Origin of the sequence: Kiloniella sp. (genome assembly GCF_048259265.1) — a bacterium.
Lineage (GTDB): Bacteria > Pseudomonadota > Alphaproteobacteria > Kiloniellales > Kiloniellaceae > Kiloniella.
The window spans coordinates 585,589-603,634 of sequence record NZ_JBLXHT010000001.1 but is presented as its reverse complement, the minus strand read 5'-3'; the positions used below and the strand labels follow the sequence as shown (position 1 = coordinate 603,634).

General features: G+C 44.7%; 15 protein-coding genes. 3 read left to right on the top strand and 12 right to left on the bottom strand.

What is annotated here, in order from left to right; translation table 11 throughout:
- Positions 1-28 precede the first annotated feature (28 nt).
- The 4 genes from cobO to cobU all read right to left on the bottom strand — a co-directional run bounded on the left by cobO (position 29) and on the right by cobU (position 6,205).
- Entirely contained in the window at positions 29-673 is a 645-nt protein-coding gene (gene cobO / locus ACN0QW_RS02855; protein WP_417428600.1) for a cob(I)yrinic acid a,c-diamide adenosyltransferase, read from the bottom strand.
- Between the two features lie 67 nt (positions 674-740).
- Positions 741-4,478 (bottom strand): cobaltochelatase subunit CobN, encoded by a 3,738-nt coding sequence (gene cobN, locus ACN0QW_RS02850; protein WP_417428598.1) that lies wholly within the window; start codon positions 4,476-4,478, stop codon positions 741-743.
- Between the two features lie 120 nt (positions 4,479-4,598).
- On the bottom strand, positions 4,599-5,633 hold the full coding sequence (cobW, locus tag ACN0QW_RS02845; RefSeq protein WP_417428596.1) for a cobalamin biosynthesis protein CobW: 1,035 nt from the start codon (positions 5,631-5,633) through the stop codon (positions 4,599-4,601).
- Positions 5,634-5,656: 23 nt separating this feature from the next.
- The gene (cobU, locus tag ACN0QW_RS02840) at positions 5,657-6,205 is read right to left on the bottom strand and encodes a bifunctional adenosylcobinamide kinase/adenosylcobinamide-phosphate guanylyltransferase (RefSeq protein ID WP_417428594.1); all 549 of its coding nucleotides are present in this window, start codon (positions 6,203-6,205) and stop codon (positions 5,657-5,659) included.
- Between the two features lie 191 nt (positions 6,206-6,396).
- On the opposite strand from cobU, the gene bluB reads away from it, so the two are divergent.
- Complete coding sequence (bluB, locus tag ACN0QW_RS02835) at positions 6,397-7,035, top strand: 5,6-dimethylbenzimidazole synthase (RefSeq protein ID WP_417428592.1); 639 nt, start codon at positions 6,397-6,399, stop codon at positions 7,033-7,035.
- A gap of 56 nt (positions 7,036-7,091) precedes the next feature.
- Here the strand turns inward: bluB and pepN are convergent, their stop codons facing one another.
- Positions 7,092-9,734 (bottom strand): aminopeptidase N, encoded by a 2,643-nt coding sequence (gene pepN / locus ACN0QW_RS02830; RefSeq protein WP_417428590.1) that lies wholly within the window; start codon positions 9,732-9,734, stop codon positions 7,092-7,094.
- A 307-nt stretch (positions 9,735-10,041) separates the two neighbouring features.
- Positions 10,042-10,278 (bottom strand): (2Fe-2S)-binding protein, encoded by a 237-nt coding sequence (locus tag ACN0QW_RS02825; protein ID WP_417428588.1) that lies wholly within the window; start codon positions 10,276-10,278, stop codon positions 10,042-10,044.
- A 164-nt stretch (positions 10,279-10,442) separates the two neighbouring features.
- On the opposite strand from ACN0QW_RS02825, the gene ACN0QW_RS02820 reads away from it, so the two are divergent.
- A complete protein-coding gene (locus tag ACN0QW_RS02820; protein WP_417428586.1) occupies positions 10,443-11,000 on the top strand; it encodes a nitroreductase in 558 nt (185 codons plus the stop codon).
- 64 nt (positions 11,001-11,064) lie between these two features.
- Here ACN0QW_RS02820 and ACN0QW_RS02815 read toward each other — a convergent pair whose 3' ends face one another.
- Together ACN0QW_RS02815 and ACN0QW_RS02810 are read right to left on the bottom strand one after the other, a co-directional pair.
- Positions 11,065-11,520, bottom strand: coding sequence for a hypothetical protein (locus ACN0QW_RS02815; RefSeq protein WP_417428584.1), 456 nt, complete (start codon positions 11,518-11,520; stop codon positions 11,065-11,067).
- Positions 11,496-11,948, bottom strand: coding sequence for a hypothetical protein (locus ACN0QW_RS02810; RefSeq protein ID WP_417428582.1), 453 nt, complete (start codon positions 11,946-11,948; stop codon positions 11,496-11,498). The genes ACN0QW_RS02815 and ACN0QW_RS02810 overlap by 25 nt, the downstream gene beginning before the upstream one ends.
- Before the next feature lie 221 nt (positions 11,949-12,169).
- Here ACN0QW_RS02810 and ACN0QW_RS02805 point away from each other — a divergent pair, with 221 nt between their 5' ends.
- The gene (locus ACN0QW_RS02805) at positions 12,170-13,456 is read left to right on the top strand and encodes a nucleotide sugar dehydrogenase (protein ID WP_417428580.1); all 1,287 of its coding nucleotides are present in this window, start codon (positions 12,170-12,172) and stop codon (positions 13,454-13,456) included.
- 91 nt (positions 13,457-13,547) lie between these two features.
- On the opposite strand, the gene rodA is transcribed toward ACN0QW_RS02805, so the two are convergent.
- From rodA to mreC, 4 genes are read right to left on the bottom strand one after another with little or no spacing between them, the layout of a single operon-like run.
- Positions 13,548-14,705, bottom strand: a complete 1,158-nt coding sequence (rodA, locus tag ACN0QW_RS02800) for a rod shape-determining protein RodA (protein ID WP_417428578.1) — start codon at positions 14,703-14,705, stop codon at positions 13,548-13,550.
- A 2-nt stretch (positions 14,706-14,707) separates the two neighbouring features.
- Positions 14,708-16,606: a penicillin-binding protein 2 gene (gene mrdA, locus ACN0QW_RS02795; protein ID WP_417428576.1), complete on the bottom strand. Its 1,899-nt coding sequence runs from the start codon at positions 16,604-16,606 to the stop codon at positions 14,708-14,710.
- A 10-nt stretch (positions 16,607-16,616) separates the two neighbouring features.
- On the bottom strand, positions 16,617-17,129 hold the full coding sequence (gene mreD, locus ACN0QW_RS02790; protein WP_417428574.1) for a rod shape-determining protein MreD: 513 nt from the start codon (positions 17,127-17,129) through the stop codon (positions 16,617-16,619).
- Positions 17,126-18,007, bottom strand: coding sequence for a rod shape-determining protein MreC (gene mreC, locus ACN0QW_RS02785; RefSeq protein WP_417428572.1), 882 nt, complete (start codon positions 18,005-18,007; stop codon positions 17,126-17,128). Before mreC ends, mreD begins: the two co-directional genes overlap by 4 nt.
- Positions 18,008-18,046: the final 39 nt, after the last annotated feature.

Genomic DNA, 18,046 nt, shown 5'->3' with positions numbered 1-18,046 from the left:
ATTACAACAAAAAGATTGAATAAATCTCTTAGAATTCGATACCACGTTGGGCTTTGATGTTTTGATCTCTAAAGGGGTGTTTCACCAAAGTCATTTCAGTAACCAGATCAGCGATTTCGATCATCTCTTCCTTGGCATTACGTCCTGTAATGACAACGTGTAAATTTTCTGGTTTGTTTTCGAGAAAATCAATAACCTCTTCCAGAACAAGATGATCATAACGCAGCGTTATATTCAGTTCGTCCAAAACAATCATGTCGTATTTCGGGTTATCACCGCGGCAAGCATCAATCATTTCTTTGGACTTAGCCCATGCTTTTTCAGCTGCGGCAATATCACGTTCTCTATCTTGCGTGTCCCAAGTAAACCCCTCGCCAAGTGCATACATTTCAACTTGATCAGGGAATTTTTCCAGAACGTATTTTTCGCCCGTTTCCCACTTCCCTTTTACAAACTGCACAACACCTATTTTCATACCATTACCAACGGCACGTGTCGCCAACCCAAAAGCAGCGGTCGATTTACCCTTACCCTTACCAGTATGAACAATAATCAAGCCCTTTTCGTTGACCTTGTTCGACAGCATTTTGTCCCGGGCGGCCTTACGTTTTTTAGACTTCTCATTCGCGCGGTCAAAATCTTCCACACTCTGTTTATTTTCTGTATCACTCATTTAATCTTCTCCCCAATATCTTCTCTCATTATACAATCCAAAAACCAGTTTATTTAATTCTACTTGTTCAGCTGGTAACGATTTTTTCCAAAAGAGCGCGTGCTGAGTTAGATCGCGCTTTCCACAAATTTCTATCCTGCGCTTCGATCATACGCTCGGCCATTTCCCGTAAAGCTGCGGGGTTATTTTGCTCCAAAAACTCGCGGACATCCGCATCATCCAAATAAGCATCAAAAACAGCATCAAAATGATGATCTTCAACCACTTTTGCTGTCGCAGCAAAGGCAAAAAGATAATCAACCGTCGCCGCCATTTCAAAAGCGCCCTTGTAGCCATGGCGCCTAACACCATCAATCCACTTGGGATTAACAACACGCGCTCTGACGACCCGTCCGATTTCTTCTTGGAGTGTTCTAATCTGCGGACTTTCCGGGCGCGAGTGATCATTGTGGTATACTGTTGGCTGCTCGCCTGAAAGATGGCGAATGGCCGCAGTTATGCCACCTTCAAACTGGTAATAATCGTCGGAATCCAGCAAGTCATGCTCTCGATTATCCTGATTATGAATAACCGCTTCCACATCTCGCAGGCGACTTTCGAACAGACCATGCTCCGCCTCTCCTGCGCCACCGCTACCATAGGCATAACCACCCCATCCGATATAGGCTTTAGCAAGATCCGCTTCGGTTTCCCAACCACGTTCATCTATCAATGCCTGTAATCCAGCGCCATAAGCACCGGGCTTAGAACCAAAAACACGATATCCCGCACGTTTAATCGCTGTCTTTTCGTCTAGCCCCTTAGCAATCAGATCTGCTGATTCAGCAGATACTCGCGCTGCCAGAGGATTCATTTTCTCGGTTTCTTCATCCAAGGCTGCTACCGCGCGACAAGCTGAATCAAACAGGTCAATCTGCGCAGGGAAAGCATCACGGAAAAAGCCAGAAACACGCAAGGTTACATCAACACGTGGGCGATCAAGAACCGACAAAGGTAAAATGTCAAACCCAACAACACGCCGAGAGGTTGGTTCCCACTTTGGTTGTACCCCCATCAGAGCGAGGCCTTGCGCGATATCATCCCCACCAGTTCGCATGTTAGACGTTCCCCAGGCCGAAAGCGCCATTCGTTTAGGCCAAGATCCATTTTCCTGACGATAGCGTTCAATCATCAGATTTGCCGACTTCCAACCCAAGTGCCAAGCTGCGGGAGTTGGCACAACACGGGAATCTACAGAATAAAAATTACGTCCTGTTGGCAAAACATCCGGTCGGCCCCGTGTCGGCGCACCGGAAGGACCGGGCTCAACAAACTGTCCGTTTAGCCCCCTAAGAGTCCCCTTGATTTCTTCGACACCACAAGATGTTACAATCGGTCCGATTGAGTTTTTGATCTCCACAAGAACGGGACGCGTATTCTCCCACTCATCAAAAGCGCTTACTTCTCCCGACACCAGCTTTTGTGCCAAGATTTCCAAGCGCTCAACGGTATCTCCATTGGTGCGCCAACTGCCTTCTGCTGTTAGAATATCAGGTTTTGGCCCAGACCAAAGATCACCGAAACGGCAATCCAAAGGATCAAATTCAATCGGAAAGTTGAAGTCTTTTGCCAAGGAGCGAATCAAAGAGGCATCGCCCTCTTTCCCTTCCCCCCGCGGCAAACGAGTCAAAGCAACCAGCAAATCATCCAGAAGACGCCCTTCCGGGGCCAGACCAAAGATATGCAAGCCATCTCGGATCTGCATTTCTTTCAATTCGCAAAGATAATTATCCAGCTTTGAAAGCGCAGCATCTTCATCATCAGACTGATCAATACCACAATCCTTGTCCAGACCGATCCGCTGTGTGATTTTGAGAATCTCGTCTCGCAAAACTTTCAGACGGCGAGGATCAACCCCTGCGGCTTCGTAGTATTCATCACAAAGCTGCTCTAGGTCAGCCAAGGGACCGTAAGATTCAGCCCGCGTTAACGGAGGTGTCAGATGGTCAATAATTACCGCTTGGGCACGTCGTTTTGCTTGTGTGCCTTCCCCGGGGTCATTCACGATAAAGGGATACAGATGCGGCGTTGGCCCAAACACAGCTTCCGGAAAACACTCCTCAGAAAGCGCCAACGACTTCCCGGGCAACCACTCCATATTTCCGTGTTTGCCCATATGGATGATGGCATCAACCTTTTCTTCCTGTCGCAGCCACGCATAAAAAGCCAGATACCCATGAGGCGGGACCAAATCGGGATCATGATAGGTTTCTACCGGATTGATATTATATCCACGCGCGGGTTGAAGACAGATAATGATCTCGCCACAATGAAATGCAGAGACAGCAAAAGCATCAGCATCCGGCATAAAAAAAGGATCGTTTTCAAAAGCGCCCCATCTTTCTTCGATGGCTGTTTTTACGGCAGTGGGTAGCGTGTCCCAAAACTGTTTATAAGAGGTCAATGAAATCTTTGATCGAATGACACGACCATCAATTGCCGCATTGGTTGGCCCCTCTGCCATCCGTTCAACCAACGCATTCCCATCCGCAGGAATATCAGAAACATTATAACCAGCATCAAGCATTGCCTGTAGAAGCTGTATTGTGCCCGCAGGTGTATCAAGACCAACACCGTTCCCCATACGGCCATCTCTGTTGGGGTAATTGGCCATAATCACCGCAACTTTGCGTTCAGAAACCTCTTTGTTCCTGAGCAGCAACCATGCCCCAGCTAAATCAGCAACAAAACCAATACGGTCCGTTACTTCCTGATAGCTGACAACAGAGCTTTGAGTGACCTCGTCATAACGGGCTTCTGACTTGAATGAAACAGCACGGGAAAGGATACGTCCATCAACCTCTGGCAATGCAACATTCATTGCGATGTCTCGAGCAGAAAGGCCACTTAAGCCTTCTCGCCACCCTGCCTCGTTCCCACCAGAGAAAATCACCTGCAAAATAGGGGCATCAACAACATCGAAAGGCGTCTCTTTTCGAGCCGCGCCGGGGGTTGAAATCGCAAAACCCGTCGCATTCAGAATGAGCCCAGTATCTGCATCTTTTAACAGTGTACTGACGATACCAGCCGAAATCGGTTCTTTTAGCGAGGCGCAATAGATGGGTAAGGGATTAATGCCCTTTTCCCGTAAAGATTTGATCAAGGCATCAACCGGCGTCAGATTTGCGGCCTGTAAAAGCGCGCGATAAAAAACAATCGCTGCGACAGGTGCATCCGCTATCCAATCATTTCGCAAATTATCCAATTCAGGATTGTCACGTCCGGGCCAGTAAATACCGGATCGCAATAATGGCTTGGGCTCCACCCAATCAAAATCGAGATCAATCAACCCCGCAAGATAGCACAAAAGATTACGAGAATTATCCGGCCCACCGTGAATGAGGTATTGCCAAACGCGGTGATAAACATCCCGCGATACTGTTGAATGAGCAGCAAGTTCTGCATCGGGTTGATCATCACCCGGTAACAACACAAGCGGAATTTTCTTTTGCTTACAAATTACCCTGAGCTGCTCAACACCATACGGCCAATACCCCGCACCGCCAAGTATCCGCGCCACAACAACCTTGGCATTGGCTATAATATCATCAACATACAGATCGACTGACATGTTATGAGATAACTGCATCAAATTTGCCAACCGAAGAGACGGGTAAGTATCGCCAATTACCTGCCTCGCCTGAACCAGACTAGCCAGTTCGGTATCTGCCGCAGATACAATAACAATATCTCCCGGCGTTTGCCCCAGGTCGATTGCTTCGGATCCATCAGCGATTGCCCCGGGTTGGGCTTGTAACAGATGCATAGAGTATTTCTCTTGGTTCGGGTTCTCGTAATCCTGACTTATCTCTAAGTTTTGGATTGATACTTATGTTATGCAACACCGGAACCGGAAGAGTTATATCCCGCCCCGGTGTTATATTATTTAGGCCGCGATCTCAGCACGAATAGCCGCTTCATCCATATCATGATCACCAATGATCACTAAACGAGAACGGCGCTCAACGCCTTCTGACCATTCCTGATCAAAATAATGCTGGAAACGACTGCCCACGCCCTGAATGACAAGGCGCATATCTTTATCAGCCACAGCAGCAAAACCCTTCACACGAAGAATGTCGTGCTCTGCCACAATCGGAAGCAGCTTTTCAATCAAGGCTTCAGGATTTGCAATCTCGCCCAACTCAACCGCAAAGCTTTCGAAATCATCATGGTCATGTTCGTGCCCATCATCATGATGTGAAGGCCGAGAATCCAAATCATCCTCAGCTGCAGCTTCCAGACCAAGCAGAACAGACGCATTAATCTCACCATGAGATATTTTCACGATCTTAACTTCAGGGCGAATTTCTTTCCGGATTGCCGCAAGGACGGTATCCATATCATCTTCGTTGAGCAGATCTAGCTTGTTCACAACAACCATGTCAGCACAGGCGAGCTGTTCTTCGAAAAGTTCTTCCAAAGGGCTTTCGTGATCAAGATTTTCATCCGCTTCACGCTGCTGCGCAATTGCTTCAGGGTTCGTTGCAAACAGACCATCGGCGACAGCTCGACCATCAACCAACGTAATGACACCATCAACGGTTACGCGGGTACGAATTTCCGGCCAGTTAAAAGCTTTGACCAATGGCTTGGGCAAGGCAAGCCCTGATGTTTCAATAATAATATGATCCGGGGGTGTTTCGCGATTTAAAAGCTTTTCAATCGTAGGAATAAAATCGTCCGCAACGGTACAACAAATACATCCATTAGCAAGTTCGAGAACATCATCATCATTGCACCCTTCGATGCCACAACCTTTAACAATGTCGCTATCAACACCAAGGTCACCAAATTCATTAATAATAAGCGCAATTCGTTTACCACCAGCCGTCTTCAAAAGATGCTGTATTGTCGAAGTTTTACCAGCACCCAAAAAACCTGTAATAACAGTGGCTGGAATTTTTGCTGCTTGAGACATACTTTAAAATCCTGCTTTAAAATTTAGTCAACACATACCGCAGATGGTTTCACCTGCATTGGCAATCCTGACACCATAAATGTTACGGAAGGAACTATTGCGGCAAGACGCTGATGTAAACGTCCCGCATAGTCCCTGAAATCTCTGGACATCTTGTCCATGGGAACAATTCCTAACCCGACTTCATTTGAAACTAACACAACAGGGCAAGACAACTCGGCCAAAGACGCGACCAATTGTGCACCTTCTACGTCAGGATCACGACCTTCCATCATCAGGTTTGTCACCCAAAGAGTTAGGCAATCGACGAGAATAGTTGCATCTGGCCTCTGTATACGTTTCAGGCATTGCACTAAATCCAGTGGCTCTTCAAAGGTCGTCCACTGTTCGCCTCGACGCTCTTTATGTTCATCAATCCGGTCCCCCATCTCATCATCCCAGACCCTCGCAGTCGCAACGTAAAGACAGGGGCCACCCTGCCCCTCAACCATCTGTTCGGCATAGCTGCTCTTTCCTGAACGGGCCCCGCCCAAAATCAACGAATGAGCAGGTGCAGTATTTTTTTCTACCATCACTTGGAACTCTCAATCTTTACAGGAAACATACCGCTTTCTAAAAATTATCATCTATTCTTTTCTCTTGGACATAAAGTTGTTGCAAGGCAAATATCAAAAACGGTTAATATGAATAAAACCATCGACAGTTCCCGACATTCCATGCATTTTCTATCAGCAACATCCAGTGACGATTGGCTTTAAGTGCAATGAACAAACCAGATTTCAACGATAATTTTTGCAACAAATTAACCGAGCTGCTCGAATGGCGCAGGGATGTGCGCCAATTTAAAACTGATCCGCTACCTGACGGCACACTGGATGAGCTACTGGATCTCGCCTGTCTTGCTCCATCGGTGGGAAACAGCCAACCCTGGCGCTATGTCTTGGTCGAAAGCGACGCTAAGAAAAAAGAAATCAAAGAAAACTTTGAACGCACCAATGCACAGGCTCTTGAAGGTTATGACGGAGAAAAAGCACAGTTATACGCCAGCCTTAAATTATCAGGCATGGATCGCGCCCCAATACAGCTGGCAGTTTTCGCTCATGAAGAAACCGACCAAGGCCATGGGCTTGGACACCAGTCCATGCCTGAGATGTTACGATACTCAGCTGTTTTATCGGTCCACACTCTCTGGCTTGCTGCACGCGCAAAAGGCATCGGCCTTGGTTGGGTCTCGATCATAGATCCAGATGCCGTAAATAAAACACTGGAAGTACCCGACAAATGGGTACTAGTAGCCTATTGCTGCATAGGCTACCCAACCGAAGAAAAAGATACGCCCGAGCTGGTAACTCTTGGTTGGCAGGACAGATTAGGTGATTGCCGGAAACTTCTTATCAAATAAAAAATGCCCGCTTAAGCAGGCATTTTTACTATTCGAAACCGAAACACTATCTAAATCTAGGAAAGAGATTTGGACACAATCTCATAAACATCATTAGAGAGATTTTCTGTATCCAGAATGCGCTGCAGCTCCATTTTCATCATTTTTTGGTGTGTCGCATTCATCCGTCGCCAGCTTCCCAATGGTGCCAGAATTTTTGAGGCAACCTGTGGATTGATGCTATTGAGGCGAACAATGCTATCGGCCAAGAAACGGTAACCTTCACCATCTTCAGCATGAAAACGAGCAGGGTTTGCACCAGAAAATGCTCCGATAAGGGCTCTGACTTTATTCGGGTTCTTATAAGAGAAGGCTGAATGCGAGAGCAGTTTCTTCACTTCGTCCAAGGCGCTTGGTATTGTTGATGTAGCCTGAACAGCAAACCATTTGTCCATCACCAGAGTATTATCAGCATAACGCCCCTCAAACGCGCTTAGTGCCCTTTCTCTTTCCTGACCAGGGATATCTGCAAGTAAGGATAATGCAGCCATTCGGTCCGTCATATTGTCAGAGGCATCAAATTGCTCGACAACAAGCTTTAAACACTCGGGATCGTCAATAACTGACAAGTACCCAAGGGCTGCATTACGAAGTGCACGACGCCCCGCAGATATGGAATCCGGGCTATAAGGTATGCTGTCATTAGCAACCAAATACAGGCCTTTAAACTGTTCAAGCAAAGCCTGTGCTATACCCACTTTGAAAACAGACTTGGCTTTCTCTACTGCGGCGAAATCAGCGACTTCCATTTGTTCAGTAACATAATCCACAGAGGGTAAGGTTAACATCTGAGCCAAAAACGCAGGGTCAAGAGACTTATCAGCAATATTCAACGCAACTTTTTCGGCGTACTGAACATCAAATTCCGGGCTTCCACCTTCTTGAATGGTTTGCACCATCTTAAGAATTAATCTTGAAGCATATGTTTGTGCCGCATCCCATCGACTGAATGCATCTTTATCATGGCCCATTAAAAAGCCAAGATCTTCAGTTGTATATTTTGTCGATAGCTTAATTGGTGCCGAAAAATTTCTATTCAAAGAAGGGGTTGGACATTGATGAACATCAATAAACTTAAAGGTTTGGCGTTCCTGGTCAAAGCGGAGTGTACGGCGGTTGGTTACCGGACCTTCATCGCTCTCGCCTTGAAGTTTTAAGGGCAGCTCTTCACCATTCTCACCAATAAGACCAACAGTAAATGGAATCAGCAAAGGATGTTTTGTTTTCTGGCCCGGAGTTGGTGCCGTAAGCTGATCTAACGTCAACGTAAAACTTTTTTCTTCTACGTCATAGGACCAACTGGCTTCCACTTCTGGCGTTCCAGCTTGACTATACCACAAACGGAAATGATTAAGATCGACCCTGTTCGCATCCTCCATTGCTGCAACGAAATCATCACAGGTTACAGCCTGATTATCATGTCGTTTAAAGTAAAGATCGAGCCCCTTTCGGAATCCATCTTTCCCAAGAAGCTCAGCCATCATACGAATAACTTCGCCACCTTTTTCGTACACAGTAGAAGTATAGAAATTATTTATCTCGATATAAGATTCCGGTCTGATCGGGTGAGAAAGAGGCCCAGAGTCTTCGGGAAATTGTCGCGCACGTAATGTACGCACATCCTGAATTCGTTTTACAGGGGCAGACCGCATGTCTGCTGTAAATTCCTGATCACGATAAACCGTCAAACCTTCTTTCAAGCTCAACTGAAACCAATCACGACAGGTGACACGATTTCCTGTCCAGTTGTGAAAATATTCATGGGCAACAATGGCTTCAATACGCTCAAATTCCATATCAGTCGCAGTATCAGGGCTTGCAAGTATGCATTTGGAGTTAAAAATATTAAGACTTTTGTTCTCCATCGCCCCCATATTAAAATCACTAACCGCAACAATGTTGAATATATCCAGATCGTATTCCAATCCAAACCGATCTTCATCCCATTTCATTGAACGAATAAGGGAATCCATAGCATAGGCACACTTATCTTCGTTCCCATGCTCAACGAAAATTTTCAGGGTTACATCTTGACCAGAGCGTGTTTTGAAAACGTCTTCGTGACAAGCCAAATCCCCTGCTACGAGGGCGAATAGATAGCTCGGCTTAGGAAAGGGATCATCCCAACGGGCCCAATGACTTCCATCTTCATTGACACCTTGATCAATCAGGTTCCCATTTGAAAGCAGGATAGGATAACTTGCTTTGTCTGCATGCACTGTCACCGTATATGTTGCCATAACATCGGGACGATCGGGATAAAATGTTATACGACGGAAACCCTCGGCCTCGCATTGCGTGCAGAAATTCCCTCCTGACAGGTAGAGCCCTTCAAGCTTTGTATTCTGGACTGGATTAATAAAGGTAACGATCTCCAGTTCACCCTCCGCCGGAAAGTCAGGAACTGTAAGAGAAAACTCATTAAGCTGATATTCATCAGTGCTTAACACGCGTCCATCAATAGCAACAGAATCCAAACGCAATTCATCCCCATCCAAAACCAGAGGCTTTTTGCTCTTTGAATTTTGTTTAATTTTTAATTTTGAGTGAACTTTCGTTGCTTCAGGCTTAAGGAAAAACGCCAAGTCTACATGGTCTACTAAGAAAGCTGGGGCTACATAATCTTTTAACTGCGTAGCTTTCACCTGTGCGTTTTTCATAATCCCTCACCAAAAAACAACTTTAATTTATACAATATAATCTTTTGCCTAACACTATTAGGCAAAAGAAGAAACAGCAACGTTAAAACCACTGTTCCAAATTGTTAGATAGCATATTTGATTATTGGAATCATTTAATAATGGGTTGTTCAGACCCAAAAAAAACCAAAGAAAAATCTCTTAGTGTTTCCTTTTCTCAAAAACTTATAAGAAATGTGCATATCGGAAAATCTAGTGAAAACACGGTATAAGCCGCACGAACGCACTAAGAAGAAACTGAGATGAAATCTTTTTTGGTATTGCTGATTTATTCAGCCGCGAGATGTTTCATTTTTGCAAACTGTGCATTAAACGATTTCTCTTCATCAAGCATATCTTTGATGTCACAACCGCACTTTCCGCACTGCGGTGAACAATCCATTGCTTTATATACGCCCGCAACAGAAGACGCACCTAAACCTACCGCGTTTTTTACATCTTTTTCTGTAAAACCATTACATATACAAACGTACATTTTTTTCTCGCCATTGAGAATGATTTTCATCCACGCCTCATACATAATGTAAATGAGAATTGATTGCAAATATATTAATGATGTATTTTGAATAAAAAAATCCTTCCTATCTTCTTATGAAGAAAAATAAAAAGAGGGTGTAAATGTTAAAATTATCATTTATTTAGAGAAATACAGCTTATTAGGAGAACACCTTGTCATTTCTTTTATCTCGAAAATCCATCGTCACCCAGTGGATGGTAGACCCGGCCCCAAGCAAAGAAGACATCAACTACATGCTTCGTGCTGCCGTCACCGCACCAGATCATGGATGGCTTCGCCCATGGCGTTTTATCGTTATAGAAGATGACGCAAGAAATAAACTATCTGATCTGTTTGTTGAATCACTCAGAAAAAGAAATCCAGACGCAACAGCAGAACAACTGGAAAAAGAAGGCAGCCGTCCCAAACTAGCTCCATTAGTTATTGTTGTCTGTTCTGTAATGACGGATGAAAAACCAGGAGTTCCCAAAAACGAACGCGTTCTCTCTGCTGGCGCCGCAGCACAGAACATTATGCTTGCCGCCCATGAACGGAATTATGGAGCAATCTGGTTAACCGGAAATGCCGCGTATGATCCAAATGTCAAAGCCGGACTAGGTTTAGAAGACAATATGGATATTATCGGATTCTTATATGTCGGCAGCGTCGAGAGAGAAGTAAAAGAGCGTAAACGCCCAGATCCGGAAGATTTCACCACTTACTGGAAATAACAAATCTAAAATCATTCCAGACAAATCCCTCGATAAATTCCGAGGGATTCATACATAAAGAAGGCTATAGGCTTTTCACATAAACCAGAAGCCCGAGGCCACCGGCCGAGATTATTGCTAAAAGAAGAAGCAACACCCAAAGACTGGGGCCACTTTTCTTAACGGGCTTCTGTTCTGTTTTTTTACGGGGTCGTTTTTTTAGAGACTGACGCTCTGATCTGTCAACTTTCGTCGCTGGTTGACGTACTTTAGCAGCTCGATTATCCCGATCAGCAACAGTCGTTTCAAAAATAACCCGTTCGCGGCTAGAATTACTATTTTCATCATAAGTTTCCTGCACAACCCTCACAGCAGAGAAACGTTTGGAATCATACAGCCTTTTTGCTGTAGACAGCGCCATATCTTTATCATCAAGGACACACTCCAGTACCCACCGATTATTCTGATATGTATCAACTTCAAAAGAAACAGCCTGAGACATCGTGGCTTTAATCCCTATTTGTTCATCACTTTTCGGCAATTGGCACCGCCAAAGAGCGCATCAACAAATTCATCATCAGAAGACAAAGGCATTAAGGTACTTCGATAAAGAAGCTTATCACCTCCATCAGTGCACTCACCTCCAACACTGACAGGCACCCCCAACTCTAGAACTCTGGGCATAAAACGTGTCGCTTGCTTAACTAAACTTTCATCAGGGCTCGCGCTCACTTCTTTTCCCACTAAAGGCGTGCGATCATTCGGCCAGATCAAAGATCCAATATGATGAAAAGTTGCACTTTCTTCTTCATCGCCCAGCAAAATTAAAAAGCACCAATCCCAGTCATCTCCCAATTCAGAAGCCTTAATATCATCCAAACTCGGCATTTTCCGACCGTCTTTCTTCTTCTCCCAATAATCAAGCAGACGAAAAACCAAACGCCGTTCGATACCTTTATATTCTGCCATTTAAGACAACCTTTTGATTTCATGACATATTCGCACTACTTTAAGTAACACCAAAATGGTAAACAAATAGTCAAGCATCAATCTTTTGCTATTAAACTTTTGGAATGTTCCGCAGAAATTTATCGCAAACAACTCCTGCCTCTCTTGAATTCATATTGCCTAGGTATGCATGATCACTTACAACGGACACAGATTAGATTTGACATATTCAAGCTGGAATTATGACAGAAAATCCAACAATTAGTATTATTGGCCTAGGCTATGTTGGCCTTCCGCTAGCAGTCCATTTATCAAAACACTATAAAGTTACTGGCTTTGATATAAACCAAAGTCGCATAAATGAACTATGTGTAGGCTTTGATCGTACTGGCGAAATCGAAACATCCGATTTACGAAACTCTACGCTTCATCTAACAAGTGACAAAGCTGAACTCAGTGGACACAACGTTCATATCGTAACTGTGCCAACACCCGTAGATAAGAATAATACGCCAGACCTTACCCCAGTAGAAAAAGCATCTGAAACCGTGAGCCGTTTCTTAAAAAAAGGGGATATTGTTGTTTATGAAAGTACAGTGTACCCCGGCGTAACAGAAGACATTTGCGGCCCAATTCTCGCCAATGGATCGGGCTTGGAATGTGGTAAAGATTTCTTTCTTGGGTATTCTCCAGAGAGAATCAACCCCGGGGATAAGGTACATACCGTAGATAACATCACAAAAGTTGTTGCCGGTCAGACCCCGGAAGTCGCACAAGTACTGAAAAGTATTTACGGCACAATGAACGGCGATAAAATCTTTTTAGCAAAGAATATTAAAACAGCCGAAGCAGCAAAAGTAATTGAAAACGCTCAAAGGGATATCAATATCGCCTTCGTAAATGAAATCGCGGTTATTTTCCAGAAGCTTGGTATTTCAGTTTATGATGTTTTAGAGGCTGCGGGCACAAAGTGGAATTTCTTGAACTTCCAACCTGGTCTTGTTGGCGGACATTGTATCGGTGTGGACCCTTACTATCTCGCTCATTGTGCAACAACAACAGGACATGACCCAAAGGTCATATTATCAGGCCGTTCAACAAATGAAGCAATGAGCAAAGCTGTAAGTAATGCCATTCACAACACAATACTCGCCAGAGATCCAAGTACGCATCAGCCGCGTACTCTTATTCTCGGGTTAACGTTCAAAGAAGACGTACCAGACTTAAGAAACACAAAAATAATAGATATTGTTCAGGACTTAAAAGAACTGGGACACAGAGTAGATGTCCACGATTCAATGGCCGATCCTCTGGAAGCTAAAGAGTTCTTTGACATTGAACTGAAATCGTCTCTTGAAACAGATAAACCTTATGACTGCGTCATTGGTGCGGTTCCTCATAGTGGTTACAAAGAACTAACAAACCTTAATATCCAGCAAATCATAAAGCCAGCAGGCTTAATTGCTGACATGAAGGGAATGTGGAGAGACCGTCGCTTCGATAACGGCTATGGCTACTGGTGTCTCTAAGTTAGATATTAGAAACACCAGTAGAGCAAACATTCAGCACAGAGACATAAAGCTATTGATCATACGCGCCACAGCGCGCTATGACGGGAAGCTATTCATCATGTACGCCATGACGGGAAATCTTTATGTCTCTATGTAACCACACTGACATTACAAGACCAAGCCCTACCATAACCGTTAACATGACTGTTCCACCATATGATATTAAGGGTAATGGAACACCAACGACTGGTACCAGTCCCATAATCATAGCTATGTTGATGAAAACGTATAGGAAGAGGTTAAAGGTTAGGCCAATCGCCAACAGCCGACCAAACTGATTTCTCGCACGCAGTGAAATCGCCAGACCATAAACCATCAAAAGAACGTATAAGCCTAACAGAACAAGCCCGCCCACCAGACCAAACTCTTCCGCAAGCATGGTAAAGATAAAGTCGGTTTGCTTTTCTGGTAAGAAATTTAGATGGCTTTGTGATCCTTGAAGAAAGCCCTTACCAAACACACCACCAGATCCAAAAGCGATCTTGGATTGATGAATATGGTATCCAGTTCCAAGAGGATCCTGTTCGGGATTAAGAAAGATCAAAACCCGGTTTTTTTGATAGGTGTGTAAAAATTGCCACCCAATCGGGATCGCAGCAAGTCCCGATAAGACAACTATTGCAAACTTCCAAAGACGAACGCCAGCACAAAAGAAAACCGCCCCTGATGCCATCACCAGCATACCTGTAGTCCCCAAATCGGGTTGCCGCAGCACAAGGACAGAAGGGGCAATAACCATCGCTAAAGGAATAATCAAGAAGGAAATTCGTCCGATATCTTCTTGTGATACACCATGGAAATATCGGGCAAGAGCAAAGACAATAGCGACCTTCATCAACTCTGATGGTTGTAACTGAATAAACTTCAGATCAATCCATCTCTGAGCTCCCATTCCGACGCTCCCCATGATCTCAACACCGACGAGAAGTATCAAAGCGCCAAAATAAAAAAGATAACTAACGCGAAACCAAAACCTTATATCCACGAGAGCAACGATAATCATAAAAACAAAGCCTACCGCGAAACGGATCGCCTGCCGTGACGCCCACGGATCAAAGCTTGCGTTAGCAGCAGAATAGAGCATCCCCAAGCCAATAGAGGCAATCATACAGATAAGAATAATCATCCCCCAATTTAATTGCCATAATTTCTGACCAAGAGTTATTTCAGGATTATGTCGGCCAAGGTAATGTGGTTGCTGTCCCATAGTTACACCTCATCAGCCATATTGGTCGCTTCAGCCGTATACTGCAAAGGAACAGCCGGTGTATTTGCTGGATCACGCCTTTGTGTCTCCCGCAAGATATCTCTGGCAATCGGAGCAGCACTTTTCGATCCGCTTCCATGCTCGACAACAACGGCACAGGCATAACGAGGATTATCAACTGGCGCATAAGCAACAAACAGCCCATGATCTCGACGTCGCCAAGGTAAATCTTCGTTTTTGAAAACACCTGCTTGTCGTTCCGCCAGTGTAATCCTGCGTACTTGCGCAGTTCCGGTTTTACCAGCCAATTCCCAGCCTTCATCTTTAATACGATATTTATAAGCCGTACCACGAGGATTGTTAGAAACGGCATCCATCCCTTGAAAAATCATCTTCATGTGCTCTGAGGGAATACCCAAGTCCTCAAACTCAGGAACAGGATAAGCAACAGTTTTCTCGCCTTCTCTATAACCTCGTGCGAGACGGGGAATTACTTTTTTACCGCCTGCAGCGATCCGAGCGACCATAACCCCTAATTGAAGGGGTGTTGCCAGAACAAACCCCTGCCCAATAGAAGTTACAAGCGTTTCTCCACCCTGCCATGGCTCGCCGATATTTGCCTCTTTCCAAGCTTTGGTCGGAATAACGCCCGAGCGTTCACCAGGGAGATCAATACCTACCTTTTCTCCTAGACCAAATTTGTTTGCCATTTCTGCGATCTTATCAACGCCAATACGGCGGGCAACATCGTAAAAATATACATCGCAGGAATGTTGTAATCCTTCGATCATATTAACATTGCCGTGACCACCACGCTTCCAACAATGGAACCTTGCATTCCCTAGCTTCATAAAGCCAGGACAATAGGCCGTATGACTTAAAGCACCGATACCTTCTTTCATTGCAGCTAAGGCCACAATCATTTTAAAGGTTGATCCCGGAGCATAGGTGCCTGAAATCGCTTTATTTGACAGCGGCGTATACGGATTGTTAATTAGCCCATTCCACTGTTTACTACTAAGGCCAAGATTAAAAGCACTTGGATCGTACCCCGGCACAGAGCCCATAGCGAGTACATCCCCATTTTGAATATCAATCACAACACTTGCTGCAGACAACTCACTCATTAGTCGCTGCTGAACAAAAGTTTGCAGCCCAGCATCAACAGTCAGGATCATCTCACGACCACTACCGCCTTCATTTCTGGCGAGCTCTCGTATTACGCGACCATAAGCGTTCACCTCAAATTCACTGGTACCTGCCTGCCCACGCATATCGTTATCATGATATTTTTCAATACCGCTTTTACCAATTCTAAAGCCAGGCAACTCGAGCAACGGATCTCCTGTTAGCTCTTTTTCAGAGACTGCCGCCACATATCCGAGAATATGAGACATATCTGCTCCATATGGATAGAAACGAGTTTCTCCAACTTCAATGCTAGCCCCAGGTAAATCGGCAGAATTCACTTCGATACTACTGACCTGATCCCAACTCAGATTATCTTTTACAGTAACAGGCACAAAGCCTCTTTTACGTTTCACATCCCTTAGAATACGTTTGTAATCATGTTCAGAAAGTTTGATTAGCTTGGAGAGAGCATCCAAGGTTGCCATAAGATCAGGCGTTTGCTCTTTGACGACAACAACCCTGAAATTTTGCTGATTGTTTGCAACTTCAACACCAAAACGATCAAGGATATTACCGCGTCTTGGGGGAAGTAAGCGTAAATTTACACGATTATCTTCAGCTAGAGTTTTATACTTTTCGGCCTCAATAACCTGTAAATAATACATACGGCCAACAAGAGCAGATAATAATGCAGCCTTTCCGCAAGAAAGCATCAGTATTCTGCGCGTAAAACCTTTATGACGGTCCTGGTCTTCGTGAACCATCGGCATAAATTAATTCCTAATCCTTGAGTAACGTTCGCTGAATCAAGGCAAAAATCCATGAAAAAGCAGGGTATACAGCAACTGTTGTCAGGTTTTGAAAAATAACTGGCCTGTAATCAGGAATACCCGGTTCCAATAAGTATATTAAGACCCACTGAAATAGAAAAGCCAAACTGGAGAGAATAAAGAAATTAATCCAAAGCGCAGAAAAGGATGCACCGACAAGAAACTTACGCTGCCCATTTAATGCCAAACAAAACAACAAAAGAATTAAAGCTCCAACCCCCAACAAAATACCGGATAACAGGTCGTGAATAAAAGCCAGACCGAAAACAGCCCATATCGGCATCAAATCTGGTCGGTATAATGTCCAATAGAATACTGATATCAGTAAGACAGAGGGAACCACCTCTGCCAAGTTTGGAATGCGTAAGGGAACTAGGAATAAAACTGTGAGTAAAAGCGTAATCGTGAAAGGACAGGCAGATCGAGCAAGTCCATCAATACGTTGCCAAAAGGTTGGGTTCACTTTTGTCTCTCGGCCCCGCTATCCGAGTACAGAATATCCAGGTTTTGCTTCAGCCCATAATCTTCAAGACGAAGAAACTCCAAATGCCCCCAATCGGCATAAGGCCTCACTTTGATCGAAACATCTGTCAAAGAGTGAACGACCCCAACTGGCAAGCCCACAACAAAACCGCCACCTTGGCCAGAGGTGTATATCGCATCCCCAACTTTAACTTCTGTTCCTTCATCCAAGTATAATAAGGATGGAGAAGGAGAGTTATCTCCAGCTAAAATGGCCCGGGATCTGGAAGATCCAACAAAAACCGGAATACGGCTGCTCAAATCAGTTAACAGAATAACACGTGAAGAATGACGACCGACCTCTGCCACACGTCCAGCAAGACCGAGACCTGTCATCGCTGCTTGGCCTTTGGTTATGCCATCTAGGCTGCCAGCATTAACAATGACAGAACGGACAAAAGATCCACCCTGATCAGCAACAACCATCGCCGTCGTTATATTTGGCGCTCGTCTCGGTGCAAGATTTAACATGCCCCGTAGAGATGCGTTTTCACCCTGCAATTTAGCTGCTGTAATTTGCCAACGTCGTAAATTTTCATTCTGACGACGTAGTTCTTCATTTTCGGATTTTAGCGCCACATAATTTTGGGCAGTTTCAATCGTATCACTTATCATAACAACAGGACGATTGGCGATTTCCATCAAGGGAGATACGCCGTCAACAACCGCTGTACGGACGCGTTCAACACCAACATTTCCTGTTTTAGCCAGAATTATCAATGCGATAGCAACAACAATCAAAACAGCATAGGCAGAACCGTGAAGCCACGCCTGAACAGGCGTCGTCACATGACTAATGGCTCCGATCCTCTTATTCAAGTCCTGCTCCTGTTACATTCAACATGAGATAATTGCCAC